The sequence below is a fragment of the Hydrogenophilus hirschii genome, from assembly GCF_054656675.1.
Genome location: NZ_BAAHXQ010000003.1, coordinates 13,513 through 28,888 on the forward strand (window position 1 = coordinate 13,513; position 15,376 = coordinate 28,888).

General features: G+C 64.7%; 16 protein-coding genes. 9 read left to right on the forward strand and 7 right to left on the reverse strand.

All coding sequences use genetic code 11. The features are described 5' to 3' along the window. Positions 1–12: 12 nt before the first annotated feature. The gene (locus ACYQ4Z_RS09010; RefSeq protein WP_459860777.1) at positions 13–1,107 is read left to right on the forward strand and encodes a mitochondrial fission ELM1 family protein; all 1,095 of its coding nucleotides are present in this window, start codon (positions 13–15) and stop codon (positions 1,105–1,107) included. 71 nt (positions 1,108–1,178) lie between these two features. On the opposite strand, the gene rlmD is transcribed toward ACYQ4Z_RS09010, so the two are convergent. From rlmD to ACYQ4Z_RS09045, 7 genes are read right to left on the reverse strand one after another with little or no spacing between them, the layout of a single operon-like run. Continuing rightward, positions 1,179–2,516 carry a 23S rRNA (uracil(1939)-C(5))-methyltransferase RlmD gene (gene rlmD / locus ACYQ4Z_RS09015; protein WP_438438397.1) on the reverse strand — a complete coding sequence of 446 codons (1,338 nt, stop codon included), beginning with the start codon at positions 2,514–2,516 and terminating at the stop codon, positions 1,179–1,181. Next, complete coding sequence (gene bamC / locus ACYQ4Z_RS09020; RefSeq protein WP_459860778.1) at positions 2,516–3,778, reverse strand: NlpB/DapX family lipoprotein; 1,263 nt, start codon at positions 3,776–3,778, stop codon at positions 2,516–2,518. The genes rlmD and bamC overlap by 1 nt, the downstream gene beginning before the upstream one ends. Before the next feature lie 23 nt (positions 3,779–3,801). Beyond that, positions 3,802–4,692, reverse strand: coding sequence for a 4-hydroxy-tetrahydrodipicolinate synthase (gene dapA, locus ACYQ4Z_RS09025; protein WP_119335878.1), 891 nt, complete (start codon positions 4,690–4,692; stop codon positions 3,802–3,804). A gap of 42 nt (positions 4,693–4,734) precedes the next feature. Next, complete coding sequence (gene clsB, locus ACYQ4Z_RS09030) at positions 4,735–5,916, reverse strand: cardiolipin synthase ClsB (RefSeq protein ID WP_459860780.1); 1,182 nt, start codon at positions 5,914–5,916, stop codon at positions 4,735–4,737. 10 nt (positions 5,917–5,926) lie between these two features. Further along, positions 5,927–6,673 carry an endonuclease/exonuclease/phosphatase family protein gene (locus ACYQ4Z_RS09035; RefSeq protein WP_459860782.1) on the reverse strand — a complete coding sequence of 249 codons (747 nt, stop codon included), beginning with the start codon at positions 6,671–6,673 and terminating at the stop codon, positions 5,927–5,929. Between the two features lie 14 nt (positions 6,674–6,687). Next, a complete protein-coding gene (nadA, locus tag ACYQ4Z_RS09040; protein WP_119335881.1) occupies positions 6,688–7,839 on the reverse strand; it encodes a quinolinate synthase NadA in 1,152 nt (383 codons plus the stop codon). A gap of 17 nt (positions 7,840–7,856) precedes the next feature. Further along, entirely contained in the window at positions 7,857–8,309 is a 453-nt protein-coding gene (locus tag ACYQ4Z_RS09045; protein ID WP_119336185.1) for a rhodanese-like domain-containing protein, read from the reverse strand. Between the two features lie 164 nt (positions 8,310–8,473). On the opposite strand from ACYQ4Z_RS09045, the gene ACYQ4Z_RS09050 reads away from it, so the two are divergent. From ACYQ4Z_RS09050 to dksA, 8 genes are all read left to right on the forward strand, one after another. Further along, on the forward strand, positions 8,474–9,595 hold the full coding sequence (locus ACYQ4Z_RS09050) for a cation diffusion facilitator family transporter (RefSeq protein WP_459860784.1): 1,122 nt from the start codon (positions 8,474–8,476) through the stop codon (positions 9,593–9,595). 139 nt (positions 9,596–9,734) lie between these two features. Beyond that, positions 9,735–11,144 carry a type I glutamate--ammonia ligase gene (glnA, locus tag ACYQ4Z_RS09055; RefSeq protein ID WP_285615586.1) on the forward strand — a complete coding sequence of 470 codons (1,410 nt, stop codon included), beginning with the start codon at positions 9,735–9,737 and terminating at the stop codon, positions 11,142–11,144. Beyond that, complete coding sequence (locus tag ACYQ4Z_RS09060) at positions 11,141–11,602, forward strand: hypothetical protein (protein WP_219971935.1); 462 nt, start codon at positions 11,141–11,143, stop codon at positions 11,600–11,602. The genes glnA and ACYQ4Z_RS09060 overlap by 4 nt, the downstream gene beginning before the upstream one ends. Continuing rightward, positions 11,580–12,656 carry a nitrogen regulation protein NR(II) gene (glnL, locus tag ACYQ4Z_RS09065; RefSeq protein ID WP_170141345.1) on the forward strand — a complete coding sequence of 359 codons (1,077 nt, stop codon included), beginning with the start codon at positions 11,580–11,582 and terminating at the stop codon, positions 12,654–12,656. The genes ACYQ4Z_RS09060 and glnL overlap by 23 nt, the downstream gene beginning before the upstream one ends. Continuing rightward, positions 12,653–14,296, forward strand: coding sequence for a nitrogen regulation protein NR(I) (ntrC, locus tag ACYQ4Z_RS09070; protein ID WP_459860787.1), 1,644 nt, complete (start codon positions 12,653–12,655; stop codon positions 14,294–14,296). The genes glnL and ntrC overlap by 4 nt, the downstream gene beginning before the upstream one ends. A gap of 47 nt (positions 14,297–14,343) precedes the next feature. Beyond that, on the forward strand, positions 14,344–14,613 hold the full coding sequence (locus ACYQ4Z_RS09075) for a DUF4160 domain-containing protein (RefSeq protein ID WP_119335886.1): 270 nt from the start codon (positions 14,344–14,346) through the stop codon (positions 14,611–14,613). Next, positions 14,606–14,863, forward strand: a complete 258-nt coding sequence (locus ACYQ4Z_RS09080) for a DUF2442 domain-containing protein (RefSeq protein ID WP_119335887.1) — start codon at positions 14,606–14,608, stop codon at positions 14,861–14,863. Before ACYQ4Z_RS09075 ends, ACYQ4Z_RS09080 begins: the two co-directional genes overlap by 8 nt. A gap of 49 nt (positions 14,864–14,912) precedes the next feature. Then, the gene (gene dksA / locus ACYQ4Z_RS09085; protein WP_119335888.1) at positions 14,913–15,347 is read left to right on the forward strand and encodes an RNA polymerase-binding protein DksA; all 435 of its coding nucleotides are present in this window, start codon (positions 14,913–14,915) and stop codon (positions 15,345–15,347) included. Positions 15,348–15,376 lie beyond the last annotated feature (29 nt).

The window sequence follows — 15,376 nt, forward strand, 5'->3', positions numbered from 1 at the left end:
GTTGTCCAACCCATGACGCTCATCCCTGCAGCCCCCCAATGGCAGGGCTACCGCGCTACCGCGGATCCAAAACTCCTCGCGGCGCTCACCCCGTTTCGCGGGCACACACCGCTCTGGGTCGTAACCAGCGGCGAAGCGGGCATGCGGGCGCAGGCGCTTGGCCTTGCTGAAGCGCTCGATACCCCCTATACCGAATGGGTGTGGCCTTTGGCGCCGCCCTGGCGCCGCTGGCCTGCCTGCGCGCTGCTGCTCACCTGGCTGCTCCGCCACGCGCTCCCGCGCCGCCGCGACACCACGCCATATGCCACCGCTTGGCAAACCTTGTGCCGCTACCTGGAAGGCCCACCGCAACAAGCAGAGTGCGCCTCGCCGCACGCGCTCGACTTACCCGCGCTCCACGCGTGGCCGCAAACAGACACCCCTGCGCCACCCCGGCTCATCGTCGCGTGCGGCCGTCGCGTGATCGCACCTGTCCTGTGGCTCAAACGCGCCGCGCCCACCCGGCCCAAAGTCATCTACGTCCAAGACCCGCGCACGCTCTGCGCTCAGTTCGACCTCATCGTCGCCCCCGCCCACGACCCGATCCGCGGCGCGAACGTCGTCCCCACCCCCTTTGCGCTACACCGCATCACCCCGGAACGGCTCGCACACGCTGCGGCCATTTGGCAACCGAAATGGGCGCCCTACCCCAAACCGTGGTGGGGACTGATCGTTGGCGGCCCCAGCCGCTCGGTCCAATGGGACGAAGCGCTGGCGCGAACAGCGATTCGAGCCTGGCTGGAACAGGCACGAGCAGCAGGCGCCACGCTCTTTGCCACCACCGCCCGGCGCACCCCCGCTGCTACCCGAGCGTGGCTTGCTCAGTCCCTGGCCGCAATTTGCCCTGGGAGTCCACCCCCCTTTACCGGCGAAGGGGAAAACCCCTACCTCGCGATCCTCGCGCTCACCGTCCAACGCGCGATCACCAGTGATTCGGTCTCGATGCTCTCCGAAACCCTTGCCGCGCCCGGCATCAGCGTGCGGCTCGAAGTCGGCACCTACCGTCCGCGCCTGCAACGCTTTCACCGCGTTTGGGATCAAGGTGCCGCACCCAGCGCCGACTCATAGAGCGGTTTAACCAGAGCAGAATCTACCGCCGCCCGCCACTTCCAACGACCGGCGCCCGAGATGCACACCCCTTACGCACGCTCGAAAACCGCCATCGACTCCACATGCCCCGTGTGCGGGAACATGTTCGCAATCCCCGCTGCCACAAGACGATAGCCTTTTTCGTGCACCAAGATCGCCGTGTCGCGCGCCAACGTCCCCGGATGGCAGGAGACATAGACGATGCGGGTGGGCGCCACCTCAGGGGTGATCGCCTTCACCAACGCCGCCGCGCCATCGCGTGGTGGATCGAGCAGCCATTTATCGAAGCGACCGAACCCCGCGAGCGCCGCTTCGGTCATCTCGAAGAGGTTCGCACTATAAAATGCCGTATTGCCGCCCAACCCATGCGCGTCCGCTAGCGCCGCAGCGCGTTGCGTCATCGTTTCGGAACCTTCCACCCCGACCACGGTCGCGCCCGAACGCGCGATCGGCAGCGTGAAATTGCCCAAACCGCTGAACCAATCGGCCACGCGCTCTCCAGCCTGCGGCGCCAACCACTGCACAGCCCGCCGTACCAACGCCCGGTTGATCTGCGGATTCACCTGGGTGAAGTCGCTCGGCAAAAAGGTCAGCGTGACGTCGAATTCCGGGTGGCGATATGCCAACGTCCGGTCATCCGCGGCGGTGAGCGGCGCCATCGTCTGCGGCCCACCCGGTTGCACCCAGACCGCCACCTCATGGGTGCGGCCAAACGCGGCCAACATCGCTTCATCTTGCGCCGTCAAGGGCACCAGATGGCGAAAGACCAGTACGATCGTCCCATCGTCGCCTGCTGCGAACTCGATCTGCGGAATCCGATCAGGACACGACAACCCACCGATCAACCGCCGCAGCTCGGGCAACAGCACCGAGACGCGTTGCGGCAACACGTGGCAGGAGCGCATATCGGCGATATGACTCGAATTCCGTTCACGGAAACCGACAAGCACCCCCCCCTTCTTCGGCACCAGTCGTGCGCCGATGCGCGCCCGATGGCGATACCCCCAGTACGGCCCGTAAAGCGGCGGCAACACCTGCGCTGGCCGCACCCGCGCAATATGCCAAAGCGTGTCTTCGAGCACCCGCTGTTTCGCAGCCACCTGCGCGGAGGCATCGAAATGCTGCATCGCGCACCCGCCACACACCCCGAAATGGGGGCAGCGCGGCGTCACCCGCCAACACGAAGCCCGCTCCACCGCAACCAATTCGCCTTGCGCGTAACTGGCCCGTTCACGGGTACGGACGAAACGCACCACCTCCCCGGGCAACGCCCCGCTGATGAAAACCGCCTTGCCATCGACGTGCGCGACCCCCCGCCCCTCGAGGTCAAGCGACGCCACCGCCGCGCGCTCGACCGGCGCGGTCGCAGACGAACGCGCTTTACCCATCAACGCAGCTCTTCGTAGAGCATTTCCAAGATCTGCTTCGCGGTGGCGTCGTTCACCGCATTGCCTGACTCGTCGAGCACCACCACGCGGCTCTGCTCGCCCGCGCCCACTACGCGCACCCGGTATTCGCTGTTGAGTTTCGGCCTCTTGTCGTCACGCCAAAACGCCAGCCGCGACCAGAAGCTCTTGCGCTCCTCCTCGGCCACCACCGCCGGATCGTCGTAGCGCACAAGGTAGGTACCCGCGCGGCGATCGCGCTCCAGCACCGAAAAGCCCAGCCGGTCGAGCGCCAACCCCACGCGCCGCCACGCCCGGTCGAAGCCATCACGCAGCTCGAGTTCCGCCCGCTGACCATCGAGATGGAGCAGCGCGCGCTCTTGCGAAACCGCACCAGCTACCATCTGTTTCGCCGCCTCTTCCTGCGCCCCAAGGAAAACCATCAATCGACGCAACATCTCCGCCTCGAGCTCCGGATCCGCCGGACGCGGCTGCCACACCGTGTGATCCTTCTGCGCCGAATCGTAGACCTCGACCATCCCGCGGTGCGAGATATAGACCTCGACCTCGCCCGGATTTTTCCCCGGCTCGATCCGGGTACGGAATTTGTCCCGCTCACCGGTGGAATAGAGCGAATCGAACACCTTGCCAAGGGTGCGGCGGATGATGTCGTCTTGAATCTTCGCCCGATTCTCGGCCCAATCGGTCTCGATCACCCCCAAATCGGGGCGTTCCACCGCCAACGTGAACCCAAGCTGCTGCCAAAAGTCCTTCAATTTCAGCCACAACTGATCGGGTGCAGCCTGCACCACCAACCAGCGGGTATCGCCAGCCCGCTCGATGCGCATCCCCGGCTGCTCCGGCAACACCCCAGATGCCGCCGCTGCCGCCGCGCTCCCTGGCTGCACCCGCTCGCTCTGATACGCCAAGAGCGACGTCGCACCACGCCGCGTCGGCAACTGGAAGCGCTCCCCTTGCGCCGGATTGATCAGATCGGGCGGCACCTCGAGCGGCCGCTCCAAGCGCTTTTCGCTCTTGTAGTCGATCTCGCTCTTTTTCTCCAGCCACTCGTTCGGCGAAAACGACGAACAGCCGCTCACCGCAGCGCCTAACAGCCCCGCAAGGAGCCCCACTCCCCAGCGCTGCACGGTACCGCGCCCCTGACCGGACCGCGCCGCAGTTGTCGCCACACCGGCACCACGCTGCGCTACCGTTTTCGCCGCGCTCACGCCGCACGTCCCACTCGCCACCACCTGTTGCGCCATTTGCGCTTCCTTTCCAACCAAACTCACGCGCCTACCGCGATACCCGCACGCGCCAACGCCGCGCGCACCCGCTCCTGATTGCTGCTGCTCAAAGGCGTCAAAGGCAGCCGAATCCCGTCGGCGATTCGCCCCATCTGCGCCAACGCCCACTTCACCGGAATCGGGTTCGCCTCACAGAAAAGCGCCCGATGCAGCCCCAAGAGCTTCTGGTTGATCGCCACCGCCTCGGCCACGTTGCCGCTCATTGCCGCCACGCACATCTCGTGCATCGCGCGCGGCGCCACGTTCGCCGTGACCGAAATCACCCCTTTGCCGCCCAAAAGCAGGAACGGCAACGCAGTCAGGTCATCGCCGGTGTAACAGAGGAACCCGTCCGGCACCCGCTCGAAGAGATCGTACGCGCGGTCGATACTCCCCGTCGCATCCTTGATCCCGACGATATTGGGAATCTCGGCCAGACGCACCACGGTGTCGTTGCTGAGATCCGCCACCGTCCGCCCCGGCACGTTGTAGAGAATGAGCGGCAGATCCACCGCTTCGGCAATCGCGCGAAAATGGCGGTATAGCCCCTCTTGGGTCGGCTTGTTGTAATAAGGCACCACCGAAAGGTGGGCATCCGCCCCGGCACGTTTCGCCGCACGCGCCAGAAAGATCGCCTCCTCGGTGCTGTTCGCGCCCGTGCCCGCGATGATCGGAATCCGGCCTGCCGCATGCTTCACCGCCCGTTCGATCAACTGCACGTGCTCATCGAACGACACGGTGGGCGACTCCCCAGTCGTCCCCACCACCACGATCCCATCGGTCCCTTCCGCGATGTGCCAATCGATCAGCGCATCGAAGCGGGTCCAATCGATCGCCCCATCAGGCAACATCGGCGTGACGATTGCCACGATCGAACCAGTGAGCGAAAACATAACCCTTCCCTTCTGCGACGAGACGCAACGATTGTAACCCAATCACCCCTCCATCTCGCGACGAATGCCCGCCCAGCCGATCGCCAGCCGCACCCCCCAGAGCACCACCCAGCTCGCCATCCGCTGATACCACGGCAGCCGCCGCACCCGCTCCAGCGTCAGCGCCTCGGCCCCTTCCGCCACCGCCTGCGTGATGCGCTGCCGCAGCTCCTCAGCCAACGCCGGATCGTCCACCCACGCGTTCGCCTCGCGCGCCAGAAACAGGCTGAACGGATCGATATTGCTCGACCCCACCGTCGCGTACCGGTCATCGACCACCGCCACCTTCGCGTGCATCATCGCGCGGGTGTATTCGTAAAGCGCGATCCCATTTTCCAGCAACCACGGATAGAGCGACCGGGTGGCGTAGTGCAGGATGGGATGATCCGAAAGACCTTGCAACACCAAACGCACCCGCACCCCCCGTTGCGCGCACGCCTCCAGCGCACGGCGAAAGCGCCGCCCTGGGAAAAAGTAGGCACAGACGATCCACACCTCCTGCTGCGCGGTCGCCAACGCGTTGAGATAGCTCTGCTCGATCGCATGCCGGTGGCGAAACGAATCGCGCAACACCAACGCCGCGCGATGCGGCCCCGCTTGAGCTAACGCAAACGGCGGATCGCGCGGCACCACCACCCGCCCCCGCCGCGACGCCCACGCCACCAGCCGCCACAACCGCGCCATCGCAGCGCGCACCTCCGCAGCCACTGGCCCTACCAACCGCACGGCGAAATCCCAACGCGGATAGCGGGGGTTTGGCTCAGGTTGCCGTCGAAAATCTGAAACGATATTGATCCCGCCAACGAACGCCTCCACCCCGTCGCGACACGCCAATTTGCGGTGCAAACGCCGCATCCGGTTCGGACGCCACCACCGCCCGCCAGACGCCAGTGGCCGATAGACCTGCACCGCCACGCCCGCAGCACGCAAGCGCTCGGCATGGTCACGAACGAATTCGAGACTGCCAAAACCGTCGACCAGAAGGCGCACCATCACCCCGCGCTGCGCCGCGCGCACCAGCGCCGCGATCACTGCGGAACCGACCTCGTCGACCTCGAAAATATAGGTTTCCAGCCAGAACTCGACCTGCGCGCGGTCGATCGCCGCGATGAGCGCCGGGAAGAACGCCGCCCCATTTTCCAGCAGCGTTACCTGGTGCCCGGAACGAAACGGCGCGATCGTCACAACCAACCGCCTACGTCACCCACGCCAGCCGCGCCAACAGCGGCAGATGGTCGGAGAGCCGCGACCACGGCGCGCGTCGCAACACCTGCGCATCGAGTACGGCGAACCCACGCACATAAAGCCGGTCGAGGCGGCCAAACCGCCACCCACGCGCCGGATAGGTGCGTAACGGCCGCTTCAACCCCGCATCCACCCGCTGCAACCCCAACGGCGCCGCGAAACGCAAGCACGCGGCACGCTCCCAATCGTTGAAATCGCCACCGACGATCACCGGCCGCCCCTCCGGCACAGCGGCCACCAGCTCGCGCAGCCGCGCCAACTGCCATTTGCGCCAACGGTGTCGCAACCCCAAGTGAAGGGAAAAGAGATGCACGCGCTGCGCGCCCATTGCCACCACCACTTCGAGCGCCCCACGCGACTCCCACCGCGGCGCAGCCGAGAGATCGTGGTTACGCTGCGCCACGATCGGAAAACGCGAAAGCACCGCATTGCCATGGTGCCCCGCCACGGTGAAGCGGTTTGCCCCGTACGCCACATACGGCCACGCCCCTTCCGCCAAATAGCGGTGTTGCGGCACGTGCTCGCGCGCAGCCCGCTCGGGATCGAAGAGCGCCCCGCGCACCTCCTGCAACAACACGAAGTCGGGTGCCACGGCGCGCAACGCCTCGCGCATCGCCGCAATCGTCACCCGCGTGCGCCACGGCGCCCACCCCTTGTGGATGTTGTAGGTCAGAACCGAAACGGTTGGTGGCGTCACCGCGTTCGGCAACCTCAACCGACCGCCAGCATCCGATCCAGCGCCACCCGTGCCCAGTGCGCCACGGACTCCGGTACCTGGATGCGGTTCACCACGACCCCGTTGGCCAGATTCGCCAACGTCCACGCCAGATGCTGCGGGTCGATGCGCTGCATCGTCGAACACATGCACACCACCCCGCCCATGAAATGGACCACCTTCTCTTCAGCCGCCATCTCCTCGGCCAGGCGGCTCACCAGGTTGAGCTCGGTCCCCACCAGCCACTTCGTGCCCCGCGGTGCTTCGCGGATCGTCTTCTGAATGAATTCGGTGCTCCCGACATAGTCGGACTTCAAGCAGACCTCGAGCGAACACTCCGGGTGCGCAATCACGAAGCCATCGGGGTACTTCGCTTTCCAGCGGTCGATCTGCTGCGGCGTAAACATCTGATGCACCGAACAGTGTCCTTTCCACAGCAGAATCTCGGCATCGCGAATCGCCTCTGGGGTCAGCCCCCCATAGGGCAGATCGGGATCCCACACCTTCATCTTCTCGAGCGCAATCCCGCGCTTATAACCCGTCCATCGCCCCAGATGCTGATCCGGGAAGAAGAGGAGCTTCGGCCGCTCCTTGAGCGCCCAATCGACGATCTGCGGCGCGTTGGTCGAGGTGCACACGATCCCGCCATGTTGCCCACAAAACGCCTTCAGGTCGGCCGCGGAATTGATATAGGTCACCGGTGTGTAGGTCTGTTCCGGGTCGTCGCCCAACACCTCGCCCAATTCGCGCCACGCGCGGGTCACCTTGGGCAGGTCGGCCATATCGGCCATCGAGCAACCGGCAGAAAGGTCGGGCAGAATCGCCACCTGCTGGGGCTTACTCAAAATATCGGCCACTTCGGCCATGAAATGGACGCCACAAAAGACGATATACCGCGCATCGGTCTGCGCTGCCAGACGCGCCAATTTCAACGAATCGCCGGTGAGGTCGGCGTGCCGATAAACATCGGCCCGCTGGTAGTGGTGACAAAGGATCACAGCCTCACTTCCCAGCTTCGTGCGGGCCGCGACGATCCGCTCCTGACACGCCTCGTCGCTCAATCCGGCGAATTCCGCAAACGGAATCGCTTCACCCGCGCTCTTTTGCGGCTCAGCAACCTCGGCCAGCGCCTGATCGAATGCACTCATCGCAAAATCCTCACTGCTTACGGCGAAAGCCAGGGCAGCCCGTGGAATTTCCACCCACCCACGGTGCCGCGGTGGCCTTCGGCATCTTTGTCGCCTTCGAAACCTTCCAAAATATTATAAGCGCTTGCATACCCGGCCGCCGCCGCAGCGCTCGCCGCATGGTGCGACCGCGCCCCAGAGCGGCACAAAAAGAGCACCACCGCCTCCGGGTCGACCTGTCGGCGCAATTGGGTCAAAAAATGGGGGTTCAGCGTCATCTCCGGGTAGGTCACCCACTCGATCTCCACTGCGCCGGGCACGCGTCCCACCCAATCCCATTCGGCGCGCGTCCGGCAATCGACGAGTACCGCGCCGGGAATCCCACGCCAAACGGCGTACGCCTCGGGCGGCGTCAATGCCCCGGCGTAGGGCAACCCCAATTCCGTACGCCGCCGCCCCGCCGCTGCTAAAATGTCATGCAGTTCGCTCATCGATGCCTCCAGACGTGCCGCACCCGATCATACCCCCGAATCCTGCTCCCGAAAAAGAGACCGCGCCAAGGGAAAAACGTTCGCCCCCAGAAAAGCGTACGACACCCTCCGCCACCCAGACGCACCTTCGCAACCAGCAGGTCGCGCGCGCCAGCATCACCGCGATGGCGACGAACGCCGCGCTGGCACTCATACAGATCGTCGTCGGGCTTCTGGCCAACGCCTTCAGCTTGGTTGCCGACGCGTTCCATACCCTCGCCGACCTCACCACCGACGCGCTGATCGCCTGGGCAAGTCGCCGCGCGGGCGCACCGCCCGACGCCGATCACCCTTACGGTCACGGCCGGCTGGAGACGCTCGCCAGCCTCTCGCTAGGCATCGTTCTCGTCGCTGTCGGCGGCGGTTTCGTCTGGGCCGCTGCCAACCGCCTGCAAGCCACCGAACCGCTCCCACCCGTCACCTACCCCGCGCTCATCGTCGCGTTGCTTGTCCTTGCCAGCAAAGAGGGACTCTACCATTGGCTCAAACACCGGGGCCAAAAACTCAACGCACCCGTGCTCGTCGCGGCCGCATGGCACGCCCGCTCGGACGCCGCGTCGTCGTTCGTCGTCGCCGTCGGCATCGGCGCGAGCCTGCTCGGCGCCCCGGCGCTCGAACCGATCGCCGCCGCGATCGTCGGTTTCCTCATCGCGTCGATGGGCGTGCGTTTCGCCTATCGTGCGCTCGCCGAACTGGTCGACACCGCGCTCGAACCCGAGCAGGTCTCCGCGATTGCCGAAACGATTCGCGCCACGCCGGGCGTCGTCGACGTCCACGAACTGCGCACCCGGCGGATGGGGCACCAGGCGCTCGTCGACGCGCACGTCCAAGTCGCGCCGCGCCTCACCGTCTCCGAAGGACACCGCGTTGCCGAAAAGGTCATCTCGCGCCTCAAAACCCGTTTCCACGAAGAACACGAGCTCACGGTCGGCGACGTCACCATCCACATCGACCACGAACCGGACCAAGCCCCGGACGCCCCAGCGCACGCCCCCGTACCGGAGCGAGCCGAACTCCTCGCCGCGGTGCGCCACGCGCTGGGCTTTCCCGCGTTCGCCAGCGAATGGCTGCAAATCCACTACCTCGGCGGGCGGTGCGAACTCGATCTCCTCCTTCCCGCACCCGTACCCCAAGCCCTTCGCCCATTCGTCGAACACCCGGAACGGCGCGCCGAGGCCACGGCTATCCTGCGTCAGCAAATGCCATGCATCAAATCGGTGCATTGGTACCTTGCCCTTGAACCATAATCGTGCAACAATGCACCAAAAATGTGCATTACCGCATCGTTTGAGTGCACAACCGCCGTGATTCGACCGTTTCCTAAAATGGCACGCAGTTTGCTGATAAGATCGCTACTCGCTTTTTCACCACTCAGGAGCATTCCCGATGAACACCGAAGACGTGATGCGCCTCGTATCGGAAAACGACGTTCAATTCGTCGACCTTCGTTTCACCGACATTCGCGGCAAAGAACAACACACCACGCTCCCCATTTCAGCATTCGAAGAAGAGATCTTCGAGCGCGGCCAACCGTTCGACGGCTCGTCGATCGCCGGTTGGAAAGGGATCCAAGCCTCCGACATGCTCCTCTTGCCGGATCCCGCCACGGCCTACATCGACCCGTTCTATGAAGAGACCACGCTGGTCCTCACCTGCGACGTGATCGAACCCGCCGACGGCAAAGGATACGACCGCGACCCGCGCTCGATCGCGAAACGCGCCGAAGCCTACCTCAAATCGACCGGTCTCGGGGACACCGCCTACTTCGGCCCCGAACCCGAATTCTTCATCTTCGACTCGGTCGAATGGTCCGTAGACATGTCCGGCAGCTACGTCAAAATCTTCTCCGAAGAGGCGGCGTGGGCAACCGCGGAAAAATTCGAAGGCGGCAACAAAGGACACCGCCCGCGCGTCAAAGGTGGCTACTTCCCGGTCCCGCCAGTCGACAGCCTCCACGACCTGCGCGCTGCGATGGTGCTCACCCTCGAAGCGATCGGCATTCCGGTCGAAGTCTTCCACCACGAAGTGGCCACCGCGGGGCAGTGCGAAATCGGCACCAAGTTCAACACCCTCACCCGCCGTGCCGACTGGACGCAAACCCTCAAATACGTCGTCCACAACACCGCACACCAATACGGCAAAACCGCCACCTTCATGCCCAAACCGATCGTCGGCGACAACGGCAGCGGCATGCACGTCCACCAGTCGGTCTGGAAAGACGGGCAGAACCTCTTCGCCGGCAACGGCTACGCCGGGCTTTCCGAATTCGCCCTCTACTACATCGGCGGCATCATCAAGCACGCCCGGGCGCTGAACGCGATCACCAACCCCGCCACCAACTCCTACAAGCGGTTGGTGCCCCACTTCGAAGCGCCGGTCAAACTCGCCTACTCGGCGCGCAACCGCTCGGCGTCGATCCGCATCCCCTACGTCGCCAACCCGAAAGCGCGTCGTATTGAAACCCGCTTCCCCGACCCGGCGGCGAACCCCTACCTGGCGTTCGCGGCGCTCCTGATGGCCGGGCTCGACGGCGTGCAGAACAAGATCCACCCGGGCGACCCGGCGGACAAGAACCTCTACGACCTGCCGCCGGAAGAAGACGCGAAGATCCCCACCGTCTGCCACAGCCTCGACCAGGCGCTCGAAGCGCTCGACGCAGACCGTGAATTCCTCACCCGCGGTGGCGTCTTCTCCAACGACTTCATCGACGCCTACATCGACCTCAAGATGGAAGAGGTGCAGCGGCTGCGCATGACCACCCATCCGGTCGAATTCGAGCTCTACTACAGCGTGTGATCGCACCCCGACACACTCTGAGCACATCGTCACTACTTTGGGGATGCGCCGCGCTCGCCGCGGCGCTCCTCGCGCCGCAGCCTGCATGGGCGCGGCTCTGGAAATGCGACGCCGGCCATGGCGAAGTCCTCTACACCAACGACATGCGCGTCACACGCGGTAAACGGTGCGAACTCCTTACCCTCCCCGAGGCCCAACCGGGACCCTCGCGTCGCGCCGGAAACACCACGCCAACGACATCCCGCCCCGTCGGCGAACCCGCGCAACTCGTCCCCCGTGACGACCTGCGCCGCCGCATCCTCCGCACCGAACTCGAAAACGAACAGAAACAGATCGCAACCCTCGAAACCGAACTCGCCACCGCCCCCGCCGACGCGCAGGCCACCCTGCGGCAACGCCTCGAACGCCACCGCCGCAACCTCGAAGCGATCACCCGTGAACTCGACCGCCTCCGCTGACCGGATGCTCCCCACCCTGGACGAACTGGCCACTGCGGTGCTCGTTCTCGACGCGCACGCCCGCATCACCTTCGTCAACGCCGCCGCCGAACACCTCCTCAACCGCAGCCGCAACCAACTCGCCGGCCAACCCGTCACCGCGATGCTGGGCACCGCACCCGGACTCACCCAAGCGCTCGACGCCGCGGCCCGCTCGGGCTGGTTCTACACCACCACCGACACCCTCCTCTCCCATCCCGACGGCGACCCCTGGCACGCCGACCTCACCGTCAGCCCCCGCCCCAACCCACCGGGCGGTTTCCTCGTCGAACTCAAAGCCGTCGACCGCCAACGCCTCACCACCGAAGCCGAACAACGGCAACGGCTGCAACACGCCGTGCAAGAGATGGCGCGCGCGATCGCGCACGAAATCAAAAACCCCCTGGGCGGCATCAAAGGAGCCGCGCAGCTCCTTGCCCTGGAGCTCGCCAACACCCCCCACGCCGAATACGCCGAAGTGATCGTCCGCGAAGCCGACCGGCTCCACACCCTGCTCACGCGCCTCACCACCACCCACCAGCACCCCCACCTCCACCCGACCGACCTCCACCAGCCCCTCGAACAGGCCCGTCGGCTCATCGCCGCCGAATACCCCGAACTTACGATCACCCGCGACTACGACGTCAGCATCCCACCGCTACTCCTCGACAGCGAACGGTTCGTCCAACTCTTTCTCAACCTCCTCAAAAACGCCGCACAAGCCACCGACGGTCGCGGCACGATCACCCTCAAAACCCGCGTCGCCCGCCAAGTCACCCTGGGCAAAAAACGGTGGCGGCTCGCTGCCCGCATCGACATCGCCGACAACGGCCCCGGCATCCCCGAAACGCTGCGCGACCACCTCTTCTACCCCCTCGTGAGCAACCGTCCTGGCGGCAGCGGCCTTGGACTTGCGATCGCCCACGAAATCGCCACCGAACACGGCGGCGCGATCCATTTCACCAGCAACGCGCGCGGCACCACCTTCACCGTCCTCCTCCCCATTCCCGACCCCCAATGGGAGCGTGACCGATGACCACCCCGGAAATCTGGATCGTCGACGACGACGACGCCATCCGCTGGGTGCTCGGCAAAGCGCTCGAACGGGCCCACCTCCCGCACCGCCTCTTCGCCGACCCACAAACCGCGCTCGCCGCTGCGAAAACCCACCCCCCCGCGGTCCTCGTCACCGACGTGCGCATGCCCGGCATCGACGGCTTCTCCCTCGTCGCCGCGCTCAAAGAGCAGCACTCCAACCTCACCGCGATCCTCATGACCGCCTACTCCGACCTCGACGCCGCCGTCCAAGCGTTCCAGGTCGGCGCGTTCGAATACCTCCCCAAACCCTTCGACGTCAATGACGCCGTCGCCCTGATCACCCGAGCCTGGCAAACCGCGCAACGGCCCATGGACAGACAACCCGCGGAAGCGGCAACAGCGCCACCCCCGCATGCCCCTGAACTGATCGGCGCATCCCCAGCCATGCAAGCCGTCTACCGCGCCATCGGCCGCCTCTCCACCTCGCACGCCACTGTTCTCATCATCGGCGAAACCGGCACCGGCAAAGAACTGGTCGCGCGAGCGCTGCACCGCCACAGCCCCCGCGCGCCAGGCCCTTTCGTCGCGATCAACACCGCTGCGATCCCGCGCGACCTCCTCGAAGCCGAACTCTTCGGCGTCGAAAAAGGGGCCTACACCGGCGCCACCACCGCCCGCCCCGGCCGCTTCGAAGAGGCCCACCGCGGCACCCTCTTCCTCGACGAAATCGGCGACATGCCGCTCGAACTCCAAACCCGGCTGCTGCGCGTCCTGGCGCTTGGCGAATTCCACCGCCTGGGCGGACGCGAACTCAAACGGGTCGACGTGCGCATCATCGCCGCTACCCACCAGAATCTGGCCGCGAAAGTCGCCGACGGCACCTTTCGCGAAGACCTCTACCACCGCCTCAACGTCATTCGCCTCACCCTCCCGCCGCTGCGCGAACGCCAAGAAGACATCCCACTCCTTGCCGACCACTTCCTCAAACGCGCCGCGCAACAACTCGGCGTCGAACCCAAACGCCTGAGCCCCGACGCAATCGCCTGCCTCACCCACCACCCCTTCCCCGGCAACGTCCGCGAACTCGAAAACCTCTGCCACTGGCTCACCGTGATGGCGCCCGCCGCCACGATCACCCCCGAAGACCTCCCCGAAACGTTCCGGCCATCCCCCCCGCAACCCGCCGAACCCCCCCTTTCGCTAGAGTCCCCAGCTCGACACCTCTCCCCCGCGACCGCAACACCACTCAAAACGCTGCGCGAAACGCAACCCAAAACGCAACCCCAAACGCCACTTCAAACAGCCCCCCACCACGCGGCACCCCCAGACGCCACCCAACCCCCTTCGCCTTCCCGCGAGCCTGCCGTACCACCCCCTTCAGCCAACGCAACCACACATCCAACGCTACCCGACTGGCAAACCGCCCTCGCCGCAACCCTTCGCACCCTCCTTGCCCAAGCCGAAACCGCCCCGCCTGCCACCCCGCTCTACGCCCAACTGCGCGAACAGTTCGACACCTGCCTCCTGCACACCGCGCTCGACTACACCCACGGCCACAAACAGCGCGCCGCGCAACTTCTGGGCGTCAGCCGCAACGTCTTCGCGCGGAAGTTGGGGCGCCACGAAGATGACGAATAACAGTACAATCGAACCCGTTTCAAACCCGTTTCACACCGAGATTTCGTATGCCCATCATCGCGACCTTCTTTGGTATCCTCGTCCGCATGTGGCATGACGACCATCCACCGCCGCATATCCACGTCTCTTACCAAGGGTTTGAAGCACTGGTCGAGATCCGCAGCGGTCAAATTCTGGAAGGGACGCTTCCCAAGAAAGCCGCCGCCATCGTCAAAGAATGGTGTTTGAAACACCAGAATGCACTCCTTGACAACTGGGCGCGGGCGCAACGGTTCGAACCTTTGGAACGCATCCCCGGAGCCGACCTCGATGATTAAAATCATTCACGCAACCTATCGCGGTAATTACCAAATCGACCTCACCTTCTCTGATGGCCAGCACGGCATCTTGGACGGTAAAGCACTCCTGCAGCGACAAGGCCCTCTGTTGGAGCCGCTGCGTGACGAAACCTATTTTCAGCGCTTTTTCCTCGATGCCGGAGCACTTTGCTGGCCCAATGGCCTCGAACTCTCCCCTGCCACGCTGTACCAAAAAACCGTAACCCCACGCACATTGGCAACGACCTAAGGTACAATCGCCACCTTACCCGCCAACCAAACGGGAAGAGGAGAACCCCATGGACCTCAGCAACAAACCTGCGGATTTACCCACCGTCGAAGAACTCCTTGCGATGCCCGAAGAGGAGTACATGAACGAACGGCAACTCGCGTTCTTCCGCTGGCTGCTCCTCGAAGAAAAGCGCAAACTCATGGAAAACGCGCAACAAACCACGCAGCACCTCGCGGAAGAGAACGTCGCCACCCCGGATTGGACCGACCGCGCCACCATCGAAGAAGAACAGGCGCTCGAACTGCGCGTGCGTGACCGCGAACGCAAACTCATGAAAAAGATCGACGAAGCGCTCAAACGCATCGACGAAGGCACCTACGGCTACTGCGAAGAGACCGGCGAACCCATCGGCCTCAGACGCCTCCTCGCGCGCCCCACCGCCACCCTCTCGATCGAAGCGCAAGAACGCCACGAACGGATGGAAAAACTGCGCGCCGGGTAACCGCCACGCACACTTTTTTCGAGCTGGCG